Origin of the sequence: Saccharococcus thermophilus (assembly GCF_011761475.1) — a bacterium.
Classification (GTDB): domain Bacteria; phylum Bacillota; class Bacilli; order Bacillales; family Anoxybacillaceae; genus Saccharococcus; species Saccharococcus thermophilus.
Genome location: NZ_JAASRS010000001.1, coordinates 2,443,385 through 2,468,418, shown reverse-complemented (window position 1 = coordinate 2,468,418; position 25,034 = coordinate 2,443,385). Strand labels below are relative to the sequence as shown.

Below are 25,034 nucleotides of genomic sequence, written 5' to 3'. Positions count from 1 at the left end.
TATGAAGCCGCTTCTGGTTATTGCCGCATCGTTCTTTTTACTTGCCGGCTGCAAAAGCTCGCGCGTTATTGATGAAATTCAAATTATTCAAGAAATGGGCTATGACTTTCATAACGGAAAATATGTGGGAACGGCAGTATACCCAACTTTTAAACAAGGACCGATGACGAAGCCGAATTTATTAACGACGTCTTCACCAACGGTTTATGATTTAATTCCCCGCCTTTCTTCGAAGTCAGCATTGCCGATTGAGGAAGGACAGCTTCGTTTGATTTTATTTGGCAAAGAATTTGCCAAAAGGGGCATTACGCAAATCACCCATAGTTTGGCCCGCAACAATAAAGTGGGAAGCCATTTGCTGTTGGGCGTGTCGGCAGGAAGCGCGCATGAGCTATTGGATATTACGGCGAGCACCACTTTAAGCGATACGCTCTACTTGCCTAATCTAGTTGAACAAAATGTCCGTTCGATGAATTTGCCAAAAACAAATTTACATTTGTTTTTATATAACTATTTTTCAAAAGGAAGCGATCCGTTCCTGCCTTATTTTGGGAAAAAGGGGAATTTTGTGAAACTAGAAGGGCTCGCGTTGTTTAAAGATGGGAAATATGTGGGGAAAGTGAGTTTGCGTGATTCATTTTTGGTAAAAATTTTATTAAATGAAACAAAAAATGGAGTATATCAGTTAAAGGTAGGAAATCGTGGGAAGCAAGGCGAAGACCAGGTGATGCTCGAAAATTTATTTGCGACATCCGAATATAAGTGGAAAAGGAAAGGGCATCGCCATGTTCTTCATATTTTTGTTCATATTCACGCTTCTGTCAAAGATTATCCGTCTTGGCTCGAAATGTCGCATAAAAATATTTCATCTATGGTGAAAAAGAAGATGGAAAACGAAATGGAACATAATATTCGCTGCCTGCTCCGCTATTTTCAAGAAAAAGAGATTGATCCGCTTGGCATTGGCGAATTTGTCCGCAGCAAAACAAGGAATTGGAATGCAGATGAGTTTTATCGTGAATATAAAAATTTAGAAATCAAGCCGCATGTAACTGTCGACATTATACAAACAGGGATCGGTGAGTGATGCGAACGGATGGGGGAGGTATTTGCATGAGTCAGACAACGAAAGAACAATTCCTTATCTCGCCCTTTTTGGTGTTTTTTCTCATCAATGGCACCCAAGTGGGAATTGGAATGCTTAGTTTTCAACGCTTGGTGATGAAAGAGGCGGGACACGATGCATGGATAGCTGTTATCATAACGGGAATTATTGCCCATTTATTAATTTGGATCATGTATAAACTTTTCGCTCATTCCCCTAACGCTGAAGATATCGTTTCCATACATAAACACTATTTTGGCAAATGGATCGGCTTTGTCTTTAGTTTCGCTTTGCTTGTTTATTTCGCTTTATTAGCGTTTACGGTATTGCAAACCTATATTGAAATTATCAAAATCTGGATGTTCCCCTTAATCGGGGCATGGCAGTTCAGCCTTCTTTTTTTGGCGCTGGCTTATTACGCCGTATTAGGAGGATTTCGCGTTGTCACGGGGTTATGTTTTTGGGGCGTTGTGCTTCCGTTGCTCACCATTTTCCCGATGTTGTTTTTTCCGCTTGAATACGCCCATTATCGCAATTTGCTGCCAATATTTGATCATTCGGTTGGTGAGATTTTTTCAGCTACCAAAGCAATGTCACTGCAATATTTAGGAATGGAAATGCTGATCGTATATTACCCGTTTATCAAACAGCCAGAAAAGTCGCATAAGTGGGCACAGTGGGGCAATGCGTTTACGACCCTCTTCTATTTAATCGTTATGCTGATCGCGATTGTTTTTTATAATGAGGAACAAATCCAGCATATCACTTGGCCCACATTAACGCTGGCGAAAGTTCCAGAAGTGCCGTTTATTGAAAGAATGGAGTACATCATCCTTTCCATTTATGTGCTGGTAGTATTTCCGATTATTTGCATCGCGGTATGGTCGGCTTCGCGCATTGCGAAAAAATTGTTTTCCATCAAGCAGCGCCGTTTTGTTCCTGTGATTTTGTTATTATTATTTATCGGGACGTTGTGGTTCGAAGAAAAAGAACAAATTGAACGGCTAAACAGATGGACCTCTACGATCGGCCTGTATATCGTCATTTTCTATATTCCTGCTTTATATATATATGTGAAGGCGGCTAATAAAATAAAAAAAATAGTGCAACAAAAAAGCTGAATGTGGTATAGTTTAAGAGGAAAAAACAGAAGAAAATTCCGTACGAACGTACGGGAGAGGTTTCTAGAACAACCCTCTATAAAAAACTAGGGACGGCTATATCCTTAGGGGGTATAGCTTTTTTGTTTTAGAACGCCTCTTCTTCTGGAAAAAACGGAAGGGAGTGCAACGAAAAATGAAAAAGGAAAAAGCAGTTGTCGTCTTTAGCGGCGGCCAGGATAGCACGACATGTTTATTTTGGGCGCTAAAGCAATTTGCTGAGGTAGAAGCGGTGACGTTTGATTACGGTCAGCGCCACCGGTTGGAAATTGAAGTGGCAACTTCCATTGCGAAGGAACTTGGTGTTCCACATACGATTTTGGATATGTCGCTGTTAAATCAATTAGCACCAAACGCGCTTACGCGGAGCGACATTGCCATTGAACAAAAAGAGGGGCAATTGCCGTCTACGTTTGTCGATGGGCGAAATTTATTGTTTTTGTCGTTTGCCGCGGTGCTCGCTAAGCAAAAAGGAGCGCGCCATCTTGTCACAGGTGTATGCGAAACGGATTTCAGCGGCTATCCGGATTGCCGCGATATATTTATTAAGTCATTGAATGTAACGTTGAATTTAGCGATGGACTACCAATTTATCATCCATACGCCGCTGATGTGGCTGTCCAAGGCGGAAACGTGGAAGCTCGCCGATGAGCTCGGAGCGTTTGAATTTGTGCGAACGAAAACGTTAACTTGTTATAACGGGATCATTGCCGACGGCTGCGGCGAATGCCCGGCTTGCGTGTTGCGAAGACGCGGGCTCGAAGAATATATAAAAGAAAAGGAAGGGACAAATCAATTATGATACATCAACTTTATCCGCAAGTATTTCACAATTACCAATACGAATTGAATAAAGATATGCATATTGCTGCGGCTCACTTTATTCCACATGAAAAAGCGGGAAAATGCGCAAACATGCATGGCCATATATACACCGTGAACATTACGGTGGCAGGTGACGAACTCGACGATGCCGGCTTTTTGGTTAATTTTCAAAAATTGAAAGAGATTGTTCACGACAAACTTGATCATACGCTAATGAACGATCATCAAGATTGGTTCAATGATCAAAACAGCAACGATTTTCCGACAAGCGAGGTCATCGCTCGAAAAATCTATGAAACGGTGCAAGCGTATCTTGATACAATGCCAAACAAGCCAAAGTGTTTGCAAGTGTTCGTGCGGGAAACGCCGACAAGCTATGTTGTTTATCGGCCAAAAGTGGGGGAACGATAATGGCGAAAACGATTCCCGTCCTTGAAATTTTCGGACCGACGATCCAAGGGGAAGGGATGGTGATCGGGCAAAAAACGATGTTTGTCCGCACCGCCGGCTGCGACTACCGCTGCCGTTGGTGCGATTCCGCTTTTACATGGGATGGGTCGGCAAAAGAGGAAATTCGGCCAATGACGGCGGAGCAAATTTGGGAGCGGCTGTATGAACTTGGCGGCGACCGTTTCAGCCATGTGACCATCTCGGGAGGAAATCCAGTTCTCATCCAAGCGCTTGAAGAGCTTGTATTATTATTAAAAAATAAAGGAATCCGCATTGCGGTTGAAACGCAAGGAAGCCGCTGGCAAGAATGGCTGTACCATATCGATGAGGTAACCATTTCGCCAAAACCGCCAAGTTCAGGCATGGATACCGATTTTGCCATGCTCGATCACATCGTGAAAAAGTTGGCGGACGCGGGACGGGCGTCTCATATGAGCTTAAAGGTCGTCGTGTTCGATGACATCGATTTCGACTATGCAAAAAGGGTGCACCGGCGCTATCCGGGCATCCCGTTTTATTTGCAAGTCGGCAATGCCGATACAACAGAAGCGGACGATGCCACGCTGCGCACGCAGCTTTTAGCAAGGCTGGAGTGGCTCGTGGAAAAAGTGGCGCAGTCGAACGAGCTGAATGACGTGCGCGTCTTGCCGCAGCTGCACACCCTGTTGTGGGGGAACAAGCGCGGCGTATAAATTCAAAAACGATGAGGAAAGGGGAAAAAACGATGGCAGGTAGAAAAGATGAAGAGTTAAAAAATCTTACGTTATTGGGGAATCAAGGGACAAAATATTTATTCGAGTACAGTCCAGAGGTGTTGGAAGTATTCGAAAACAAACACCCTGACCGCGATTATTTCGTGAAGTTCAATTGTCCGGAGTTTACGAGCTTGTGTCAATGAGGGCACACTTCAGTGGTGACACTGTCGGCTAAACCTTGTGAATTCAGGGGAAGAGAATAAGGGAGAAAATAGTAGAAATAGTATGGGAGTTGGTATACAATACAAGCAATAAGAACTTATGTTCGTGGAGGTGCTTGTATTGTCGCAAACTCCTTGGAGAGATAAAGAGTGGTTTATAAGCCAGTTTATTTATGAGGGGAAAAGTATTAATGAATTATCGAAAGAATGGGGGCTTGATTGGTCTAGTGTTGACAGATGGCGTCAAATTCATGGGCTTCCCAAACATTCTGAAAAAGAAAAAATTATTCAGTGGTATGGCATTGAAATTTGGAACAATATTGTAGAAAGAAAAAAGCACAGGTATTCCGTTGCTAATAAGAGGAAAGCGGAGATCATGTATAAAAATAAACGGTATGAAGAAATCCATGGGGTGGAAAAAGCACAAAAAATCAAAAATAAGATTTCGCTTTCCAATAAAAATGTGAAGAGGTCGACCAGTTTTAAGGAAAATTTGTCTGCTAGGCAAAAAGGACGAAAAAATTCAAATTGGAAAGGCGGATTTTATAGCTCACATGTTTATAAGGAAGTTGATCGTATATATGTAAAACAATATGTATTGGATACATGGAATAAGCATATTGTTATTGAAAGAGATTATACATGTGAATCTTGTGGTAAAAAGACAATAGCCTGCAATGGCCATCATGTCTTGTCTTTTACTAAAATTTTTGACGCCATTTGCTTTTATTTAAGCCAAGTTAATCAATTAAATACGATGTCCGTAATAACTCAAATGCATATTTTTCACAAACAACATCATGATAAAATTTATAAATGCCTATGTCCTTCCTGCCATCAACATATTCATAAGCAAGATAACTTTGCTATTAGAAACTGGGAAGAAAACCAACTTCTTTATCTCTTAGAACCTTATTTCTCCAACCCTGAGCCAAGCCTCAAATTTAGGGGGAATGCAGGAGACTAGGAAATCCAAATGTTCTCTAAATTTGAGGAAGGTGCAGAGACTATCGAAATCACTCCAACATGAAGCGAGTAAGAGTAGTGTTGGAGGAAGAGAGTAGAGTACACCATGATGATGTAATATACATCATTATGGTGGAAGCGCAAGGGTTCTTATTCAATATCGCAGTTGAATAAGAATAAGATATAGTCCACCTGTTTGTTAAAACAGAGGCCAAAAACCGGACAACCGGACTTCGCGACGATTTACATTAGCTATATTCCCGATAAAAAATGCGTCGAAAGCAAATCACTAAAGCTGTATTTATTCAGCTTCCGCAATCATGGCGATTTCCATGAAGACTGCGTCAATATTATTATGAACGATTTAATTAAAGTGATGGAGCCGCGTTATATTGAAGTATGGGGAAAATTTACGCCGCGCGGCGGCATTTCGATCGATCCGTACTGCAACTGGGGCCGTCCTGGAACAAAGTATGAGAAAATGGCAGAATATCGCTTAATGAACCACGATTTGTATCCGGAAAAAGTCGATAACCGTTAATCGGTATTTTTCCTAAAAGCATTTTTCCGATTCATTTTACAGCGCTACTTTTTTGCCAAGCCAGTACGGTCAGATCAGCCAGCGTGTATTTCTTTGCTAAAAACGAAAAGAGGCTGTTTTAGAAAGCAGCCTCTTCTTCTTTTCTTTTTATTCAACAATTTTGTAATTCTTATGATTGACGACGGTTCGTTCTTGTAAATCTAATTCTCGATAATTTTCCATATACGTTAAATCCACGATGACAGAGTTTTCATTCACCTTTTCCACAATTCCGCGCAATCCGTTTTTAAACTCGATAATATCGCCGATTTTTGCTTTTTTCATCATCCATATTCTCCTTTTTGCATTTTTTCTTTTGTTATAGTTTGCCTCATTTTCTTGTTTAAGTAAAGGGCTTTGCTGTTTTTTATTAAAAAAGAAAGGAGCTGTTCTCAAGCTCCTTTCTTTACTTGGCAAATACGTGGTTTCCAATTACAACAGTGACTTGTCTTGTGCTCACCCATTTGCTTTTCGCCGTTTTTGGATTATAAAAGTACAAGGAGCCATTTCCTAAACCGCGAAAAGCAAGGGCTTCTTCAACGGCGCAATATGATTCACGGTCGGCTGGTTCATTAATCGTTCCATTTTGCACCGGTGTGAATGCATAATGACCGCCAGAGCGCTCATAAATGACCCCGCGAATTGTATCTGGAAAATCCGGATGATCGACACGGTTTAATACAACGGTTGCTACGGCAACCTTTCCTGCATACGGCTCTCCTTTCGCCTCAGCGTGAACAAGGCGGGCCAATAAATCTTTTTCACTTGCAGAAATAGTGGAATTCGGAATCACTAGCTTTTCGCCAGGGAATAGCAAATCGGTATACTTATTATTCTGCTTTTGCAACTGTTTTAGTGAAACCCCATGTTGTTTGGCAATTTTCCAGAGCGTTTCCCCTGGTTTTACTATATGTGTAGTCGCTGCATCCGCATGGCCTCCAAATAGAAAGGCGCTGCAGAGAACGGAAGCTAACATCCATTTCCTTATATTTTTCATAAAATTCCCTCCTTCTTGTGAACTCGTTACTAGAGTAACAAGGATTTTCGATTCTATCATTATCTAAATGTTGGAAAATCGCGTCATCCATTGATATTGCTAGTTTGATAGACATGCTGGAAATTTCTCCGTCACGAAAAAATGCCGATTTCCACATAAGGAAATCAGCATTCATTGGAAATGGATGAACAGTTAGCTTCGTGGGGTTTGAAGATAGTGATAAATAACGTCTCCCCCCCGCTGGGCAATGCCGCGGAAATGTTTAAAGTCGCTTTGTCTTACAAGAACGTTGCGAAAGGTAAGAAAATCTTCTTTTTTTACTAGCAGCTCGGAAATCTTCCCATGACGCAATTCATCAAGAAGCTTAGCTGCTAATGCTTCATCCATCGTTTGCCCACCTCAATCGATGAATGTTGTGACAAACATTATAGTAACGCAATAACGCTTCAGGATAAATACCCATTTTTGTTTAGGTAAACACCCTTTGCTTGTTCTCACATACAATATGGATGGGTATGTATCATAGGCATGCCTGAAGAAAAATGAAGGGGAGAGGAATATGAATCACTGGGATTCGTATATGAATGATCCGTTTTTTTCTGAACAAGGCTATGATGGGGGACAAAGAATAGATGATGAAATAGAGAGGGTAGACAACAATGTCCCGCCGGCATCGATGCCGATTGCTTCCGAGAATGTTCCGCCTAATGTTCCGCCGCCGGCACCAATGCCGATTGTTTCTTATCCGATGATGCCGATGTACGGTTGCCCGCCAATCGATTGGTGCTATCCAGCTGCACATAGCATGCCGCTCGTTACACATGACGATGGTTATGATATGGCTCCGCCGGCGATGCAGTTTGACCCGGGAACGATGCCACATACGGCTGTCGGCGGTGCTAGCTTACCGATGAGCGATAACAATGCCCCTGCACCGCCGCTGATGCAGGATGGGGAAATGGCTGTCCCGTATACAGGGCAAATGCCGGGAACCGTTAGTGGGATGGCAAGCCCTGCTGCTCCGGCACCAATGTTTCCAACAGCAGGAATGGCTCCGCCTGTTTCGTATCCTATGTACGGTCCAATGATGCCGTTTGGGGGAATGCCGGTAGGCGGCTATTATGGCCCAACTTCCTATTATGGAGGGATGGCGCCGTACGGAGCGTTTTATCCAGCTCCTTATATGCCATACCGTTAACCTTTATAAGAAGGCCGCTACTGCTGCGGTCTTTTTTTCTTGTCAAATGAATTCTCGTCGTATAGATGATATACTTATTGTTAGTAGGTGAATCGCCAATGAACGCAACTGTTCTCAAAAGGTAAAAAAATGAACAGGGAAGAGGTTGGGAAGCAGTGAATTTCTCTAGAAAAGTCGTCATCATAACTGGTGGGGCGAATGGAATTGGAAAAGCCATTGCCACTATGTTTGCCGAAAAAGGAGCGAAGGTTGTCATTGCTGATATTGCGGAAGAAAAAGGAGAACAGCTTGCTCTAGCGCTGCGGGAAAAAGGATGGGAAACCCGTTTCGTTCCAACGGATGTTCGAAAAGTTGACGAAATTGAACGTCTCATGAAAGTAACGTTTGAAACATATGGATGCTTGCATTATTTGATTAATAATGCCGGTGTGTCAAGATGGAAGTCCCCATACGAACTGACGGTGGAAGAATGGGAGGATGTGCTTCACACTAATTTGCGCAGCGTCTTTTTTGCCTCGCGTGAGGCGGCGAAATATATGCGAAAAAACGCAAAAGGCGGAGCGATTGTCAACATTGCGTCTACAAGGGCGCTCATGTCTGAGCCAAATTCGGAAGCATACGCTGCTTCGAAAGGCGGAATTTTATCCCTGACCCATGCTTTAGCCGTTTCGCTTGCCGGCGATCATATTCGGGTTAACGCGATTAGTCCGGGGTGGATTGAAACAGGGGATTATGGGAAGTTGCGGCAAATAGATCATGCGCAACATCCAGCCGGGCGTGTCGGCAAGCCGGAAGACATTGCGCGCGCTTGTCTTTATTTATGCCATGATGAAAACGATTTTATTACTGGGGCAAATATCGTCATTGACGGGGGAATGACGAGGAAAATGATTTATGTTGAGTAGATGGCATCCGTTTGTTAAAATATACAAAACATAAGATGCTGCAAAGGACGGGGATTGCAATGAAAATTCGCAAAGCAGTAATATCGGACGAGCAAACGCCGACAAAAGTTTACATTTATGAAAATAAAAAAGAGGAATACATGGTGGTAGCGATTCCAGATCTGGAATGGTCCTTTTTCATTCCTTATGAAGAAGAGCCGGAAACATTAAGGGAACGTTTAGCTTTATCGTTAAAAAGGGTAGTTGCACAAGAACAAACCGAAATGCTTGTCAATAAATTGCTATATTGGGTGCACGAAATGTAAATGCAACAGAAGAACCGCGAGAGAGGGAGAGGCGGTGGAGCGTTTTTAGCTTCGCCGTTTTTCACTATTTTATCATGTATTTCATTTTGCGAGTTAGGAGTTCGATGATACGGTGTTCTCAAAATCAAAAGTGATTGTAGGCTATTCAGTATTTAGCATTTGCTGGTTGGTCGTAACGGACGGAATTCTTCAATTTTCGAATATTAGCCATGATTTGTATGCCATCATTAGCACGGCAAAGGGAGCTGTTTTTATCCTTCTTTCTATTATTTTCCTTTATCAGCTGTTGAAGAAACGCGAACAACTAGAAAAGGTAACGGAAAATGAACAGCAGCTTTCCACGTTAATTAACTCGATGCCGGACTTTGTTTGTTTTAAAGACAGCGAAGGGCGTTGGCTTCGCGTCAACGATTTTGGAAGGCGGCTTTACTGCTTAGAAAACGTGGAGTATAAAGGAAAAACGGACCGTGAACTTGGCGAGCTGGTACCGTTTTTTAAAGAGGCGTTTGAACAATGCGTCCAATCCGATCAAGAAGCATGGGAAAAAGGAAAGCTGACCCGCTGTGAGGAGTCGCTTCAAACCGTTGACGGTGAGATCAAAACATTTGATGTCATCAAAGTGCCGCTTTTTGAAGAAAACGGAGCCAGAAAAGGGATGTTGACGATCGGCCGCGATATTACGCAGCAAAAGCTGGCTGAATCGCTGTTATTAAAAAAGGAAAAGTTGTCTGTATTAGGAGAACTTGCCGCGGGAATCGCCCATGAGATTCGCAATCCGTTGACCTCGATGAAAGGATTTATTCAAGTCATGCAGGAAACTCGACAAATAAACGACACCTATATGGATATTATATTAAGCGAGCTGGAACGGATCAATCAAATTGTCAGTGAGCTGTTAGTATTAGCAAAGCCGCAAAGCCATAACTATAAGCCGTTTTTTCTTAGCGATGTGATCGGATATGTCATTAATTTAATTGGACATGAGGCGACATTAAATAATGTTTCTATTTCCGTCCACAACAACGTGCCGAAAGCGTGCATGTATGGCGATCAGAATCAAATTATTCAAGTGTTTATCAATATCATGAAAAATGCGATTGAAGCGATGCCAAATGGAGGAGATATGCGTTTACGCGTATGGAAGGAAGAAAAAGTTATTCATATCACCATTTCTGATACTGGCATCGGCATTTCGAAAGAACGGCTGCAAAAAATTGGCGAACCATTTTTTACACTGAAAGAAAAAGGAATGGGGCTTGGGTTAACGACCAGTATGAAGATTGTTCAAGAACATAAAGGGACGTTGGAAATAGAAAGTGAAATGGGCAAAGGCACAACCGTTCATTTATCCTTTCCATTTTACCAAAAAAGATGACCTGTTTTTTTGCAGGTCATCTTTTTACTAACGCGATCATTGCTCCACCCATGTCGTAATGGCCTCAACTGGCAGCCGTGTTGTGCGGTGGGCAGGGGAAATGCTTTTTCCGATCGTAATAAGCATAATTGGAATATAGCGGTCGGAAATAGGAAACGCCTGTTTAAATTGGTTGACGTCAAAGCCGCCGATCGGGCATGTTGCCCATCCTTTTGCCGTCGCGGCCAGCATCAGCTGCATGGCGGCAAGCGAAGCGTTCTCGAATGCCGCGTCGCGTGCATACTGCTTATTTGTATATGCCATTTCAATTTGTTGAGCAATCCGTTCTTTCGTCTCCTTCGCCATTTGTCCTTCCTGCACTAATGGATCATATACCGCGTCGGTGTTTCGATTTGCTTCTAAGTCGCCTAACACCGCAATCACAGCAGAGGCATCAAGAATTTGCTGCTGATGGTAGGCGATTGGATATAAGCGTTGTTGCGCTGCTTTTCCGTGAATAACGACAAAATGCCAATGTTGCAAATTCCACGCTGACGGTGCTTTTCCCGCCATCTCAATAATATCGCGCAGTTCTTCTTTGCTAATGGAAACGTTAGGATCATATTTCCGCACAGATTTCCGTTCGTTAATAACGGTAAAAAAATCTTTTCCGGATGTAGTAGTCATGCTGGTCATTTTTACTGCCTCCATTGCTGTCTAGTTGTAAAATTATAATAAAATAACATTTTGTAACAAAAAAGACTTATTATCAACATATCTCTAACTTTTACTGTTGTCAATTTTTTTACTCGAAGACACTTTAGGAATAACGTTTCCACGTTTACTGACCGCTGCCCTGAAAAATTAGGTCAAAAAGCATATTAACGACACAGGCTTTTTGACCGAAAAAATAAATGAACGGCACGTTTAAGAATAAAATTCCGTCTTCTGAATAGTATCGACAAACCACATTGTAAAAATGCTGTTATTTTTATTGCATAAAGGAATGAATAAAATGAATAACAATCGCTTTTTTCATGATGTCATCGTCGATGAACAGCTATTGTTTACGATCATGAACAGATTATTTGATATTGTGTATTTAATGAAAGTAGAGGAAGGGCCAAGATTCCGCTATGTGCGTGTGAGCGAGGGCGCGCTTCCTTTAGCGAATTTAACGGAACAAGATATCGGAAAATGCATTGAGGATGTTTATCCGAAGGAAATTGCCGATCATTTAAACAAACAATACAAAAAGGCATTGGCGACTAGAGAAGTCGTTACATACCGCGATCAAATGAATGTAAAAGGCGAACTACGGATGGCCGAATCGATGATTGTTCCGATTGTGAAAGATGATGGAACGATTCCTTACATGATTTGTTTTACCCGTGATATTACGGAACAAATTACTCGTGAACAACAGTTTGCGGAAATTCACCAGCTATTTCATTTGTTTCTTGAACAGTCACATGACGCGGTCGTCATGTTTGATTTGACTGGGCGACTGTTGCGGATAAATAAGGAAGTTGAGCGTCTGTTCGGTTGGAGTGAAAACGAGGTGATGGTAAAGAACATCGCTCATTTTTTACCAAAATATCGCGCCCAGTTGCTCAAAAGTCTGCAAAAGCTTAGCCTTGGTCAAAGTCTAAAATCCGTTCGTTTATCGTTGCGCCGAAAAGATGGGAAACGTGCCTATGTTTTTGCTAATATTACCCCCGTTTTTGGAAAAGATGGTACGGTGGTGGCGGGATTGTCACTGCTTCGAGATATTACCGATGTTATCCATGCACAAAAACAACAGCGGCGGAGTGAAGAATTATATCGAAAAGTCATTGAATTTTTCCCCGATCCGATCATCATCCAAGTAGATGGTATCGTTCGTTATACGAATACAGCCGGGCTGACAATGTTGGAAGCAACAGGAATGGATTGCGTAAAAGGCAAAAGGGTAAGTGATTTTTTAACACCGTATAACGAGCAGACGAACGAATGGATATTAACTTCATTATCTGGGGCGAAAAAGGAGGTTACGGTGAAAGAGACAACAATTGATTACCACGGTCAAAACGCACAGTTTCTTATTATTCGCGATTTAACAGAACAAAAAAAGAAAGAGAGAAAAATTAAATTTATGTCGCAATATGATCCGCTGACCGCGCTTCCGAACCGAAGTTATTTAAGAGAAATATTAAACGACTTGTTGCTTCGTGTCGACAATATTGTTTTGCTGTTAATTGATATTCATCGTTTTCAGTTTATTAACGATTTTCTCGGTCATGAAAATGGCGATCAGCTGCTAAAGGAAGTGGCGCGGCGGTTGAAAAAATTACAGTCGGAACAGATGTTTTTAGCAAGAGTCGGCGATGATGAATTTGCGGCGGTTTATAGATATGAAAAAAAGGAAGAAGCAGAATGGCTGCTAACAACGCTTGATCGCTCTTTAAATGAACCGTATTTCATCGCTGGAGAAAAGCTCAATGTTACGGTTCATATTGGCGTAAGCTATGCGTGTGATGCCAATCGTTCCGCTGAAGGGCTGCTAAATAACGCGGGTAAAGCAGTGTATTATGCAAAAACCAACGGAATCAACCGGGTTGTCGAATATGAATCGAAGTTGCGAGATATTTTTGTTAAACGAATCCGCTTGGAAAATGACTTGAAAACAGCAGTGGGGAATAACGAATTTTCTCTTTATTATCAACCAAAAGTAAATCTCCGCACGGGCGAGATCAGTGTAGAAGCGCTTATTCGTTGGAAGCATCCACAACTTGGAATGGTGAGTCCGGCGGAGTTTATTCCGATTGCCGAGGAAACAAGTGTCATTGAGGAAATTGGAAAATGGGTGCTGCAGCAGTCATGCCACGATTTTAGATGGCTGCATAGCAGCGGATTTTCAACGCTGAAAATTGCTGTCAATTTATCGGCGCGGCAATTTATCGATAGTTCTTTAAAAACGACAGTGGCTAATATTTTCGCTAACACGAATGTTCCACCATCCTCGTTTGTGTTCGAAATTACGGAAACAACGATTATGAAAGAACCAAATGAAGTCATTCGTATTTTAAAGTCACTAAAAGAGCAAGGAATTACGATTGCGATTGACGATTTTGGCGTTAGCTACTCTTCGTTAAATTATTTAAACCGATTTCCGATCGATGCTGTAAAAATAGACCGATCGTTTATAAGGGATTTTCATAAAAACGAAAAAGGAGCGGAAATCGTTGAAGCGATTATTTCACTTGCCCATCGTTTAAACTTAAGCGTTACGGCCGAAGGTGTTGAAACGGAAGACCAAGTTCGTCTTTTGGCGGAAAAAGGCTGTGATGAGATGCAAGGATATTATTTCAGTCCCCCGGTGCCGCTTGAGAAATTGCCGAATGTATTGACGAAGCTTTATTCATGGGTTCGAAGCTGGAAATCATGAATCAACGATAGATATTGCTTTCACAGGAAAACGTACTAGGCGTTTTCCTGTTTTTTTATTTTGAAGGCGATTTTCAAGCGAAAGCAAGCTGCCACACGGGCGGCGTAACAAAATCGAAGGAGGCGAATGGTGGGCCTCCTTCACTTTTTTCACGAACGATTTTTTTTCGCTTGTTTTGCCGTATCAATACTATCTTTTGCCATCTCTGCTTCTGCTTTAGAAACGGTTGGGTTAGCAACTTCTTGGCTTACTTTATTTTGCCGTCCTTTTTTTGACATTCTTTTTTCCTCCTTTCTTCCATTTATGTTATACAGTATGTCTTCAAAATTCCATTTAATTCACAGTGATGTTTGGTTGGAATTTGATGGCGTGCGTTTTCAATATAGACTATTTTTGCATGAGGCACATTTTTCCTGAACAGCTTCTCATATGGACGCATATAGTAATCAGAGGCACCATAAATAAGAAGAATTGGCATACGCAACAATCTAAGACGCTCCGTACAGGAATAGGCTAATCCTTTTTCGTACATATTTGCTAAGTCTTTTTTATTGACTAATCGCACATATTGTTTTAGTTCCTGTTGTTCTTTTTTATTTTTTTCATGCGATTTGGCTAATACGTTCGCAAGTAAAGAAACGACGCCGACTTTTGCCGCATAAATGCCAAGCAAAAATTCATAACGCAATATAGTGGTACATACTTCAGAGAACCCGCCAATTAAAATGAGCATTTTTACTTTATCAGGATAGCGCAACGCAAATTCTAATGCGATCGAACCGCCGTTTGAATAGCCGCAAATCACCGCCTGTTTTATATGAAGCGCATCAAGCAAAACATGTACATCATCGGCCAATAGCGGAATCGTAATCGGACGATCCGACGGGCTGCTTTTCCCGTTACCACGCATATCGTACATGATGACGCGGAAGTGGTTCGATAAAGATTGTTGATGGCGGAAAACGATATGACCCATTCCAGGTGGATGAATGAATAAAATTGGTGTACCGCTCCCTATCTCTTCATAGTAAAGGCGAACACCGTCTTCTACCAAAATATGTGGCATAGTAACTTCCTCCCATTTGCACGCCCACTCATAGTATGAATATGTATGGAGAAAAACATGAAAAAAAGAGCTGGCATTTCTTACTCAGCCAGCTCTTATGGCATCATATTTGGCGCGGGAATGTTTTTAAGAATCATGTGTATCCCTTCACTTACCGAGTTTATCACATATTGTGCTTCTTTTTTTACATCAGGATGGGCATGAGACATGGCAAAGCTGTAAGGGGTTAGGCGAAACATTGGAATATCGTTAAACGCGTCGCCGAAACAAGCGATTTCATTAGGCTGCAAACGAAGATGTTCCATTAAAGTGCGAACCGCATTTCCTTTGCTAATATTTTTGGGCATAATATCAAGGCAGCGTGGTTCGGAAATAAACGTATCGATGTGATCGCCGAACTGATTGGTTATTTTTTGTTCGAATTCGACAATTAGTTCATTTGCTGCCAATACAGTAATTTTCGACGTATGAATATCTTTGCCAATGGAATCAAGGATGTTTGGACGTTCATATAGCCCATAAAATAGACGATTCTCTATTTCCGATGTATTTTCGTTCATTTCTTCAATAAAATATGTATTTTCATTGCAAACGAGCACAATTGCTTCCAATTCTTTTGCTTGCTGATAAATTTGTTGTGCTAGTTGTGGGGAAAAAGTAGTTGCATGAAGCGGCAAATTCGTTTTTGTGTAAATAAACGCACCATTTTGACTAATACGATGCGCTTTTTGTTCCAATTTTTGCAACACCTCTAAAATTTCATTATCCATTCGGCCAGAGGCAATAGCCAAATCAATTCCTTGTCCCATCGCCAATTGAATGGCATGTTTATCTTCTTTTTTAATGCTTTTATCCAATCTAAGCAGCGTTCCGTCTAAATCGCTAACAATCAGTTTAATCATGTTGTTCCCACCTTTCCTTCCCACATTGTAACATGCTTTTCATTATAGGGGGGAGAAAAAAGAGCACGAATATACGCGCATTTCGTTTTTAAGAAAAAATCAATATTTATTCATTGACGATTGGTAGATCGTTGCGTAAGATGATAATATTGCAAACGTTTTATTAAGGGAGTGGGGCTTTGTGACAGAGTCCTTTCGTGTGGAAAAAGTGTTAAATAATAACGTTTTAATTGCTTCACATCCAGCGTACGATGAAGTAGTATTGCTTGGAAAAGGGATTGGGTTTGGAAAGAAAAAAGGGGATTGTATTGGGCAGAGTGCCGTTGAAAAATGGTTCATTTTAAAAAATGAGCGGGAACAAGAACAATATAAAAAATTGCTGCCAGAGCTTGATGAAGAATTTATCGGGCTGATGAACGAAGTGATCCAACATATTAAACAGCGAGTCAATGCCCCGTTAAATGAGCATATTCACGTTGCACTGACGGATCATATTTCGTTTACACTAAAGCGGTTAGAGCAAGGGATTGATTTAAAAAATCCGTTTTTAGTGGAAACGAAAAGCTTGTACCCGCTAGAATATGAAATTGCATGTGAAGTTGTCGACATGATTAACCGAAAATTAGGAGTCGAGCTTCCGGAAGGAGAGGCGGGGTTTATTGCGCTGCATATTCATAGCGCAATTTCAAAACAAAGTTTGTCCGAAGTAAATCAACACTCTCAATTGATCGCCAGACTGATTCAAATTGTCGAACAACAACTTGATATTACGATTGATCGCAACAGTATTCATTATTTACGATTTGTTCGCCATTTGCGCTACGCGATTGAACGCATAAAAAAAGGAGAAAAAGTCGAAGAACCAAAAAAATTGTCGAAAATCTTGAAAGAGGCCTACCCGCTATGTTATAATCTTGCTTGGAAATTGATTAAAGTGATGCAACAAACGTTGCAAATGCCAGTGGACGACGCAGAAGCGGTATATTTGACAATGCATCTGCAAAGACTTGCCAAAAAGGAAACAGAGACAATTGAATAAATTTGTCTCGCTTTACGTGTTACTGATTCGATCAGGCATGAGTAAAGAAGACAAAGTAGGATGGCAAACAAATGGGTTTTTATTTATCCCATTTGTTGTAAGCGTTCTATTTTTGTCGTTCTTTGCTCATGCCTTTCGTTTTTATTATTTGCATATTGTAAATGTCTGACGTCTAGCATGTTCTTTTTCAAGAAAACCGTAAGGCAATTTCTCATTTGTCGTATATGAATGTAACGTTTGTTGCAAAACTTATATACAGAAAAAGGAGGGCATTAAAATGAAAAGAGCATTTGGGACGCTGCAAAAAGTCGGTAAAGCGCTTATGTTACCAGTGGCGATTTTACCGGCGGCAGGAATTTTGCTTGCTTTTGGCAATGCTTTGAAAAATCCGGCTTTAACGGATAAAATTCCTGCCTTAAAAGCACATTGGGTCGTGCTTGTTTCCAATGTGATGGAACAAGCAGGCGGCATTGTGTTTTCGAACTTGTCGCTCCTCTTTGCCGTTGGGGTAGCGATTGGATTAGCAGGCGGTGATGGTGTTGCTGGGCTTGCTGCGATCATCGGTTATTTAATTATGAATATCACGATGAGTGTCATCTTAGGCGTTACACCGGATATGATCGGCTCGAATCCGGCATTTGCCAACATATTAGGAATTCCGACATTGCAGACTGGTGTATTCGGCGGGATTATTGTCGGTATATTAGCTGCTTATATGTATAATAAATATTTCAACATTGAATTGCCACAGTATCTTGGCTTTTTTGCCGGAAAACGTTTCGTACCAATTATTACAGCGGCATCCGCGGTATTGCTTGGAATTGTTATGACATGGGTATGGCCGCCGATTCAACATGGTTTAAATGCGTTTTCCCATAATATGATTGATACTAATAAGACACTAGCAGCGTTTATTTTTGGGGTTATTGAGCGGTCGTTGATTCCGTTTGGTTTGCATCATATTTTCTATGCGCCATTCTGGTTTGAATTTGGCGAATATGTGAATAAAGCTGGACAAGTGGTGCACGGTGACCAAAAAATCTTTTTCGAGCAATTAAAAGATGGGGTGCCATTAACAGCGGGAACATTTATGACAGGAAAATTCCCGTTTATGATGTTCGGTCTTCCAGCGGCGGCGCTGGCGATTTACCATGAAGCGCGTCCGGAAAACAAAAAAGTCGTTGCCGGCATTATGGGTTCAGCGGCGCTTACTTCGTTTTTAACTGGGATTACGGAACCAATTGAGTTCTCGTTCCTGTTCGTCGCGCCAGGACTGTTTGCGATCCATGCGATTTTTGCCGGACTATCGTTTATGATTATGCACTTATTAAATGTAAAAATTGGAATGACTTTCTCCGGTGGGGTTATTGACTTCTTGCTATTCGGGGTGCTGCCGAACCGGACAAGATGGTGGCTTGTTATTCCAGTCGGATTAGTGTTTGCGGTCATCTATTACTTCGGATTCCGTTTTGCGATCCGCAAATGGGATTTAGCAACACCAGGTCGTGAAAAAGTAACAGAAGAAACGCCAACAACGGTGAAGGCGGAAGCGAATGATCTTCCATACGAAGTATTGGCGGCACTTGGCGGTAAAGAAAATATTGCTCATTTAGATGCATGTATTACACGTTTGCGTGTTTCTGTCAACGATATTAAACAAGTCGATAAAGATCGCTTAAAAGCGTTAGGCGCAGCGGGCGTTTTGGAAGTTGGAAACAATGTACAAGCGATTTTCGGACCAAAATCTGATATATTAAAAGGGCAAATCAAAGATATTATGGAAGGGAAAGTTCCAGCCCGGACGAAAGAGGAGCCGGCGGCAGCGGAGAAGGCAAAAGACGCCGTGAAAGTGGAAGCGATCGCTTCGCCGATGACAGGGGAAATCGTTCCGCTTGCGGAAGTGCCAGACCAAGTCTTTTCGCAAAAAATGATGGGGGATGGCTTTGCCATTATGCCGACAGATGGGATGGTAGTGTCTCCGGTTGACGGAAAAATTATCAATGTATTCCCGACAAAACACGCGATCGGCATCGAGTCGGCCGCAGGTCATGAAATTTTAATTCACGTTGGAATCGACACCGTCAAGCTGAACGGTCAAGGTTTTGAAGCATTGGTAAAACAAGGCGACGAAGTGAAAAAAGGCCAACCTATTTTACAGGTGGATTTAGAATACGTGAAAAACAATGCTCCTTCGATTGTAACGCCGATTATTTTTACGAATTTACAGGAGCAGGAAGCGATTCGTGTAACAAAACAAGGAGCGGTCACAAAAGGAGAAGACCGCATCGCTGAAATCGGTTAAAATTAACGGTGCGATTTTTTTTCGACAAATTTCGTTGTTCTTCATTTGAAGAAAGGCAATATTATTTGGTATGATGACAAAGAAAAAATATAAGGAAAAGGGGAATGACGACAATGGCTGAAAAAGTGTTTAAAGTAACTTCAGAATCGGGAATTCACGCTCGTCCGGCAACGATTCTTGTTCAAACAGCGAGTAGATTCAACAGTGACATTCATTTAGAGTACAATGGCAAAACGGTAAACTTAAAATCGATTATGGGCGTCATGTCTTTGGGTATTCCAAAAGGTGCCGAAATTAAAATTACTGTGGAAGGGGCAGATGCAGCAGAAGCGATGGCAGCATTAACGGAAACATTATCTAAAGAAGGTCTTGCACAGTAATGACAAAGACAATTCAAGGAATTGCTGCATCTGGCGGTATTGCCATTGCGAAGGCATACCGCTTAGAAACCCCTAACCTTGTTGTAGAGAAAAAAGCTGTTTCCGATCCGCAGGCGGAAGTTGCGCGTTTCGAAGCAGCGGTGGCAAAAGCAAAAGAAGAGCTGGAAATCATCAAACAACACGCTTTGCAACAATTAGGGGAAGATAAAGCTGCGATTTTTGCTGCGCACCTGCTTGTATTAAATGATCCGGAATTATTAAATCCGATCAAAGAAAAAATCGAAACAGAGCGAGTAAATGCGGAATACGCATTGAACGAAACGGCGACGATGTTTGTTTCCATGTTTGAAGCAATGGATAATGAGTATATGAAAGAACGCGCCGCCGATATTCGCGATGTGACAAAACGGGTACTTGCTCACTTACTTGGAGTTACGATTTCTAATCCAAGCCTTATTTCCGAGGAAGTTGTGATTATTGCCGAAGACTTAACTCCGTCCGATACAGCGCAATTAAACCGTCAATATGTAAAAGGTTTTGCGACCGATATCGGAGGACGTACATCTCATTCTGCCATCATGGCGAGATCCATGGAAATTCCGGCTGTTGTCGGTACGAAGCAAGTGACAACAGAAATTCAAAATGGTGATATCGTTATTATCGATGGATTAGATGGACATGTTATTGTAAATCCATCGGAAGATGTGCTCGCACAATATGAAGAAAAGCGTGCCCGCTATGAAGCGCAAAAAGCGGAATGGGCGAAGCTCGTTCATGAAAAAACGGTAACAAGCGACGGTTATCATGTCGAACTGGCCGCAAATATCGGTACGCCGGATGATGTGAAAGGAGTACTGGAAAACGGGGCGGAAGGAATCGGGCTGTACCGTACGGAATTTTTGTACATGGGACGTTCCGAGCTGCCGACAGAGGAAGAACAATTTGAAGCGTATAAAACGGTGCTGGAGCGAATGGAAGGAAAACCGGTTGTCGTGCGCACGCTTGACATCGGCGGTGATAAGGAATTGCCATATTTAGATCTGCCAAAAGAAATGAACCCGTTTTTAGGATTCCGTGCCATCCGCCTTTGTTTAGAAATGCAGGATATGTTCCGTACGCAGCTTCGCGCCTTGTTGCGAGCAAGCGTATACGGAAATTTAAAAATTATGTTCCCGATGATTGCGACGCTTGATGAATTCCGTCAAGCGAAGGCGATTCTTTTAGAGGAAAAAGAAAAGTTGCAGCGCGAGGGTGTACCGGTGGCTGACGATATTGAAGTCGGCATGATGGTAGAAATTCCGGCTGCTGCCGTGCTTGCCGACCAATTTGCGAAAGAAGTCGATTTCTTTAGCATCGGCACCAATGACTTAATTCAGTATACGATGGCGGCAGACCGCATGAATGAACGGGTTTCCTACCTTTACCAACCGTACAACCCAGCGATTTTACGGCTGATTAGCAACGTCATTGATGCAGCGCATAAAGAAGGAAAATGGGCTGGAATGTGCGGGGAAATGGCGGGCGATGCGATCGCCATTCCGATTTTGCTCGGCTTAGGATTGGACGAGTTTAGTATGAGTGCAACTTCTATTTTGCGCGCACGTTCGCAAATGAAAAAATTATCAAAAGAAGAAGCGGCAAGCTTTAAAGAAACCGTCCTTTCGATGAGCACGGCCGAAGAGGTTGTGGCGTTTGTAAAACAAAAATTCCATATTGAATAATAGACTAGCGGTGAAGCAGCACTTCACCGCTAGTTTTTTAAGCAAGAATGGAAGAGGCCGGTTCATAGCCAAACCGCTGCCGTACGGTAAGAGAAATTCCTAAAGCGATTGCTTTTGCCATTTGAATCCTTTCCCTTCTTATTCGCGGCGCCCGCAATGAAACCCTTCCTTATAATAAACTATTCATTTTTTACAAATAGCGCTTAAACGGATTGCGCCATTCCATGAGCACGGCATAATTGTGAGACTCTTCATCTTCTAAATAATTTTCGATGACTTGAAGCGGGGTGCGGCCGCATCGCAATAAAAAGGTGATGACAGGATCCTTCAGCTCTCCTTTTACTACTTTTTCAAGATATTGCGCTGCCGATAGGCGATCGGCATGACGATGATAGCCCGGCATTCTCCCTCCGCCGAGGAGACGGTCCACATTCAAGCGAACGACCACCTCATACATCGATTGCATTAACCATTTTCCAAGGCCTAGTTTTCGGTAAGGAGGGGAAACACAAATATCGACGACATATAATGTGTTCCCATCAGGACGGTGATTGCGGATATAGCCGCCATCTGTAATTTCTTCCCACGTATGCGCCGGGTGGCTCGGGTCAAAATCGACAAGCAGGCCGGTCATCGACCCGACAACGCGTCCGTCTACTTCCACGCAAAGCGCTCCTTCGGGAAAAAGTGAAACATGATTGGTAAGCTGCTCTTCATTCCACCATAGCTCGGATGGAAACGGAGGAGGAAAACTTTCTTGCTGGACGCGGATTAATTGCGAAAAATCTTTTTTCGTATAGTTGCGAATAATGGCTTTATGTGGGACATCGCCGTCAAACACATACAACTCTTTCCAATACATCCTTCTTCCCCCCGCTTATCATGTATCGTTGTTTCCATCATATAAGAATAGTGGCAAAATTAGCAAGAAAAAACTGCTGTTTATACAGCAGTTTAGCCGTTATGTTGCTCGATATAATGGTCAATTAATGATTCAATTTGCTGTTCGTTCAGCTTTTTTCCAGTGAAACGGAACGTTACTTCATCCATCAGCACTCCGTCTCGGTATACATGCAGCGCCCCTTTTTGCTGGATGACGCTATATTCGATATCAAAAATATATCCATCCCGTTCAATAGCCCCATATCGTTTTTCACCTGCCTGTCCGTTAAGATTCCTTTCTTATTGTTTCGTTTTTGCCTTTGTTTCATGCGATGAATAAGAAGCTGCTCCTATAGACGTATAACGAAAGTCCTTTATATAATGAAGACAAAGTTCGACAAAAAAGCAAAAGGGGAGAAACAAGGCTGTGTTTAAAACATTGCGGACAAAGTTGATCATCTTAATGGCATTGTTAATGATTGTTTCCTTGACCGCTATTCAGATTGTCGGGGTGGTCGAAACGAAAAAAATGATCCGCCAGGACGTCGAAAAACGCGCCCAGTCCACTTTAAACGGGGTGCTACGAGATATTCGCGGCAGTTTTCAAAGCGAGGAAAATAGCCTGCTTCAATTTAGCGAATCGCCTATCGTCGACGAAATGCTCAAAAAGGAAAAAGCGTGGCCGTTGCTTGACCGGCAGTTTCACACCTTTTTGAAAATCCACAAAAACGTCCAACTTGCCTATATTGGCACGGCCGAGAAAAAAATGTATACGACGCCGGTGGCGCAATTGCCTGACGGCTATGACCCAACGGCGCGACCATGGTATAAAAAAGCGGAAGAAAACCCGGACCGGGTCGTTTGGACTGAACCATACATCGATGCGATAACAGGGAAACATATTGTCACATTGGCGAAAGCGGTAACAGAAAATGGCCGCGTCGTCGCTGTGATTGGGATCGACATGACGCTTGATGCAGTGACGAAAATTGTCGACAATAGTGATGTTGGTTATCATGGGTATCCTGTGCTATTTGACGACAAGGGAGTCGCGATCGTCCATCCGCAATATAAGGGGAAAAACATGTCGAAAAATGCGGTGGTCCAATACATGTTAAAAAATAAAAGCGGCTTTTATACATATACATCCGAGAACGAAAAGCGGGTGATGTATTTTGCCACGATTCCTGAGCTGGGATGGAAAGTCGGCACCGTATATAAAGAAAGAGATTTGTTGGCGATGAGCAATTCCCTTGCCATGAAAATGTTCATCATCACCGTGGCTGCATTATTGCTTGCTATTGTTATTATTTATTTCCTTGCCCGTTCGATTGCGAAACCGGTCATTGCGCTTCAGCACCAAGTGGAAAAAGTTGCAGAAGGCGATTTAACGGTGCATGTGCGGGTAAATTCAAAAGACGAAATAGGCCAGCTGGCCGATCATTTCAATCATATGATTGCGCAAATGCGGGCGCTCATTCAGCAAGTCAACGAATCGGTAGACGAGCTCGCGGCCTCCGCCGACCATCTTAGCGCCGTTTCCGAGGAAACGATGGCGACGAGCGAACAAGTGGCCAGCGCCATTAACGATATTGCCAAAGGAACGACAGAGCAAGCAGGCGATTTAGATACGATCAATGAACGGACGGCGGCGTTGTCCGCACAAATCGAAACGGTAACCCAGTCGACGGCCAACATGCAAACGTTGTCAAATGAAACGAAAACGGCAAGTTATGACGGCCTTGAAAATTTAAATGTGCTGCAGTTAAAGTCAGATGAGGCAAAAAAAGAATTAGTTGCGGTGGAAAAAGTAATGAAAGATTTAGTGAAAAAGATGGAAGAAATTGATGGGGTGATTCAAACAATCACAGCCATTTCCGGACAGACGAATTTGCTTGCCTTAAATGCGAGCATTGAAGCGGCCCGAGCGGGGGAACATGGAAAAGGATTTGCCGTCGTTGCGGACGAGGTGCGTAAATTAGCAGAGCAGTCCGCAAGAGCAACCGAGCTGATCCGCCAAACGATCGCCATGATTCAGCAGCAAGTGAATCTGGCAATGCAGGCGGTTAATCATTCGAAAGACATGTACGAACAGCAGCAACAAGCTGTCCATACAACAGGTGATTCATTTGTCAAGATTGTCACGATGATGGAAGAGTTAACAACAGCGATTGCCGAGATTACAGAGGAAGCGAAGCGGATGAACGAAAGCAAAGATGACGTCATTGGAGCGATGCAAAATATTTCCGCCGTCGCCCAGCAGTCCGCGGCAGCGGCGGAAGAAGTAGCGGCATCTGCCGATGATCAGCTGCAGGCGTTAGGAACGGTGACGGAATCAGCAGAAAAATTAAGCGAAATGAGCCGGCAGCTGCAAAAGCTAGTTGAAAAATTTAAAATATCATGATTATTGATTGTTGCGCGCGTTCTATCGTTGCCGCGTTTTTTCTCTTTTTTCAAAAAAAAAATAAATTATTGGAGATTTTTATGTTTAATCATCGATTTTAATGAATGATAGTGCTACAATATACATTGAAAACGTTTATAAAGTTATTTC

At 42.4% G+C, this 25,034-nt stretch carries 25 protein-coding genes and 2 pseudogenes; 18 read left to right on the top strand and 9 right to left on the bottom strand.

The window, feature by feature from the left end; genetic code table 11:
• Position 1 precedes the first annotated feature (1 nt).
• The 8 genes and pseudogenes from BDD39_RS12840 to queF form a co-directional block, all read left to right on the top strand.
• Complete coding sequence (locus tag BDD39_RS12840) at positions 2 to 1,087, top strand: Ger(x)C family spore germination protein (protein WP_166911209.1); 1,086 nt, start codon at positions 2 to 4, stop codon at positions 1,085 to 1,087.
• Between the two features lie 26 nt (positions 1,088 to 1,113).
• Positions 1,114 to 2,226: a GerAB/ArcD/ProY family transporter gene (locus tag BDD39_RS12835; protein ID WP_166911207.1), complete on the top strand. Its 1,113-nt coding sequence runs from the start codon at positions 1,114 to 1,116 to the stop codon at positions 2,224 to 2,226.
• Positions 2,227 to 2,401: 175 nt separating this feature from the next.
• Positions 2,402 to 3,067 carry a 7-cyano-7-deazaguanine synthase QueC gene (queC, locus tag BDD39_RS12830; RefSeq protein WP_166911205.1) on the top strand — a complete coding sequence of 222 codons (666 nt, stop codon included), beginning with the start codon at positions 2,402 to 2,404 and terminating at the stop codon, positions 3,065 to 3,067.
• Positions 3,064 to 3,501 (top strand): 6-carboxytetrahydropterin synthase QueD, encoded by a 438-nt coding sequence (gene queD / locus BDD39_RS12825; protein ID WP_166911203.1) that lies wholly within the window; start codon positions 3,064 to 3,066, stop codon positions 3,499 to 3,501. Before queC ends, queD begins: the two co-directional genes overlap by 4 nt.
• Positions 3,501 to 4,232, top strand: a complete 732-nt coding sequence (gene queE / locus BDD39_RS12820) for a 7-carboxy-7-deazaguanine synthase QueE (RefSeq protein ID WP_166911201.1) — start codon at positions 3,501 to 3,503, stop codon at positions 4,230 to 4,232. Before queD ends, queE begins: the two co-directional genes overlap by 1 nt.
• A gap of 32 nt (positions 4,233 to 4,264) precedes the next feature.
• Positions 4,265 to 4,432 (top strand): annotated as a pseudogene (locus tag BDD39_RS12815) (preQ(1) synthase); the annotation flags it as partial.
• A 145-nt stretch (positions 4,433 to 4,577) separates the two neighbouring features.
• A complete protein-coding gene (locus tag BDD39_RS12810) occupies positions 4,578 to 5,423 on the top strand; it encodes a hypothetical protein (protein ID WP_166911199.1) in 846 nt (281 codons plus the stop codon).
• 210 nt (positions 5,424 to 5,633) lie between these two features.
• Positions 5,634 to 5,963, top strand: a pseudogene (queF, locus tag BDD39_RS12805) (preQ(1) synthase); the annotation flags it as partial.
• Positions 5,964 to 6,110: 147 nt separating this feature from the next.
• Here the strand turns inward: queF and BDD39_RS12800 are convergent.
• The 3 genes from BDD39_RS12800 to BDD39_RS12790 all read right to left on the bottom strand — a co-directional run bounded on the left by BDD39_RS12800 (position 6,111) and on the right by BDD39_RS12790 (position 7,386).
• Positions 6,111 to 6,287, bottom strand: coding sequence for a YkvS family protein (locus BDD39_RS12800; RefSeq protein ID WP_166911197.1), 177 nt, complete (start codon positions 6,285 to 6,287; stop codon positions 6,111 to 6,113).
• 121 nt (positions 6,288 to 6,408) lie between these two features.
• Complete coding sequence (locus BDD39_RS12795) at positions 6,409 to 6,999, bottom strand: cell wall hydrolase (RefSeq protein WP_166911195.1); 591 nt, start codon at positions 6,997 to 6,999, stop codon at positions 6,409 to 6,411.
• Between the two features lie 192 nt (positions 7,000 to 7,191).
• The gene (locus BDD39_RS12790; RefSeq protein ID WP_017434575.1) at positions 7,192 to 7,386 is read right to left on the bottom strand and encodes a hypothetical protein; all 195 of its coding nucleotides are present in this window, start codon (positions 7,384 to 7,386) and stop codon (positions 7,192 to 7,194) included.
• Between the two features lie 172 nt (positions 7,387 to 7,558).
• On the opposite strand from BDD39_RS12790, the gene BDD39_RS12785 reads away from it, so the two are divergent.
• The 4 genes from BDD39_RS12785 to BDD39_RS12770 all read left to right on the top strand — a co-directional run bounded on the left by BDD39_RS12785 (position 7,559) and on the right by BDD39_RS12770 (position 10,782).
• A complete protein-coding gene (locus BDD39_RS12785) occupies positions 7,559 to 8,197 on the top strand; it encodes a hypothetical protein (protein WP_166911193.1) in 639 nt (212 codons plus the stop codon).
• 155 nt (positions 8,198 to 8,352) lie between these two features.
• Complete coding sequence (locus tag BDD39_RS12780; RefSeq protein ID WP_166911191.1) at positions 8,353 to 9,102, top strand: glucose 1-dehydrogenase; 750 nt, start codon at positions 8,353 to 8,355, stop codon at positions 9,100 to 9,102.
• A 59-nt stretch (positions 9,103 to 9,161) separates the two neighbouring features.
• Complete coding sequence (locus BDD39_RS12775) at positions 9,162 to 9,407, top strand: YueH family protein (protein WP_166911189.1); 246 nt, start codon at positions 9,162 to 9,164, stop codon at positions 9,405 to 9,407.
• Positions 9,408 to 9,519: 112 nt separating this feature from the next.
• Complete coding sequence (locus BDD39_RS12770) at positions 9,520 to 10,782, top strand: ATP-binding protein (RefSeq protein WP_166911187.1); 1,263 nt, start codon at positions 9,520 to 9,522, stop codon at positions 10,780 to 10,782.
• A gap of 36 nt (positions 10,783 to 10,818) precedes the next feature.
• Here BDD39_RS12770 and BDD39_RS12765 read toward each other — a convergent pair whose 3' ends face one another.
• A complete protein-coding gene (locus BDD39_RS12765; protein ID WP_166911185.1) occupies positions 10,819 to 11,457 on the bottom strand; it encodes a nitroreductase family protein in 639 nt (212 codons plus the stop codon).
• A gap of 319 nt (positions 11,458 to 11,776) precedes the next feature.
• On the opposite strand from BDD39_RS12765, the gene BDD39_RS12760 reads away from it, so the two are divergent.
• Positions 11,777 to 14,188, top strand: a complete 2,412-nt coding sequence (locus tag BDD39_RS12760) for a GGDEF domain-containing phosphodiesterase (protein ID WP_166911183.1) — start codon at positions 11,777 to 11,779, stop codon at positions 14,186 to 14,188.
• 149 nt (positions 14,189 to 14,337) lie between these two features.
• On the opposite strand, the gene BDD39_RS16620 is transcribed toward BDD39_RS12760, so the two are convergent.
• The 3 genes from BDD39_RS16620 to BDD39_RS12750 form a co-directional block, all read right to left on the bottom strand.
• Positions 14,338 to 14,466: a hypothetical protein gene (locus tag BDD39_RS16620; protein WP_008878800.1), complete on the bottom strand. Its 129-nt coding sequence runs from the start codon at positions 14,464 to 14,466 to the stop codon at positions 14,338 to 14,340.
• A gap of 23 nt (positions 14,467 to 14,489) precedes the next feature.
• Positions 14,490 to 15,254, bottom strand: a complete 765-nt coding sequence (locus BDD39_RS12755) for an alpha/beta fold hydrolase (RefSeq protein WP_166911181.1) — start codon at positions 15,252 to 15,254, stop codon at positions 14,490 to 14,492.
• 95 nt (positions 15,255 to 15,349) lie between these two features.
• Entirely contained in the window at positions 15,350 to 16,156 is an 807-nt protein-coding gene (locus tag BDD39_RS12750; RefSeq protein WP_166911179.1) for an HAD family hydrolase, read from the bottom strand.
• A gap of 181 nt (positions 16,157 to 16,337) precedes the next feature.
• Here BDD39_RS12750 and glcT point away from each other — a divergent pair, with 181 nt between their 5' ends.
• The 4 genes from glcT to ptsP all read left to right on the top strand — a co-directional run bounded on the left by glcT (position 16,338) and on the right by ptsP (position 21,598).
• Positions 16,338 to 17,195, top strand: coding sequence for a glucose PTS transporter transcription antiterminator GlcT (gene glcT / locus BDD39_RS12745; RefSeq protein ID WP_166911177.1), 858 nt, complete (start codon positions 16,338 to 16,340; stop codon positions 17,193 to 17,195).
• 277 nt (positions 17,196 to 17,472) lie between these two features.
• The gene (gene ptsG, locus BDD39_RS12740; RefSeq protein ID WP_166911175.1) at positions 17,473 to 19,497 is read left to right on the top strand and encodes a glucose-specific PTS transporter subunit IIBC; all 2,025 of its coding nucleotides are present in this window, start codon (positions 17,473 to 17,475) and stop codon (positions 19,495 to 19,497) included.
• A gap of 113 nt (positions 19,498 to 19,610) precedes the next feature.
• Complete coding sequence (locus tag BDD39_RS12735) at positions 19,611 to 19,877, top strand: phosphocarrier protein HPr (RefSeq protein WP_043903928.1); 267 nt, start codon at positions 19,611 to 19,613, stop codon at positions 19,875 to 19,877.
• Positions 19,877 to 21,598: a phosphoenolpyruvate--protein phosphotransferase gene (gene ptsP / locus BDD39_RS12730; RefSeq protein WP_166911173.1), complete on the top strand. Its 1,722-nt coding sequence runs from the start codon at positions 19,877 to 19,879 to the stop codon at positions 21,596 to 21,598. Before BDD39_RS12735 ends, ptsP begins: the two co-directional genes overlap by 1 nt.
• A gap of 190 nt (positions 21,599 to 21,788) precedes the next feature.
• Here ptsP and BDD39_RS12725 read toward each other — a convergent pair whose 3' ends face one another.
• Positions 21,789 to 22,460, bottom strand: coding sequence for a GNAT family N-acetyltransferase (locus BDD39_RS12725; protein WP_166911171.1), 672 nt, complete (start codon positions 22,458 to 22,460; stop codon positions 21,789 to 21,791).
• 92 nt (positions 22,461 to 22,552) lie between these two features.
• The gene (locus BDD39_RS12720; protein WP_166912409.1) at positions 22,553 to 22,735 is read right to left on the bottom strand and encodes a DUF5370 family protein; all 183 of its coding nucleotides are present in this window, start codon (positions 22,733 to 22,735) and stop codon (positions 22,553 to 22,555) included.
• 172 nt (positions 22,736 to 22,907) lie between these two features.
• On the opposite strand from BDD39_RS12720, the gene BDD39_RS12715 reads away from it, so the two are divergent.
• Positions 22,908 to 24,884, top strand: coding sequence for a methyl-accepting chemotaxis protein (locus BDD39_RS12715; protein WP_166911169.1), 1,977 nt, complete (start codon positions 22,908 to 22,910; stop codon positions 24,882 to 24,884).
• The last annotated feature ends 150 nt before the right edge of the window (positions 24,885 to 25,034 follow it).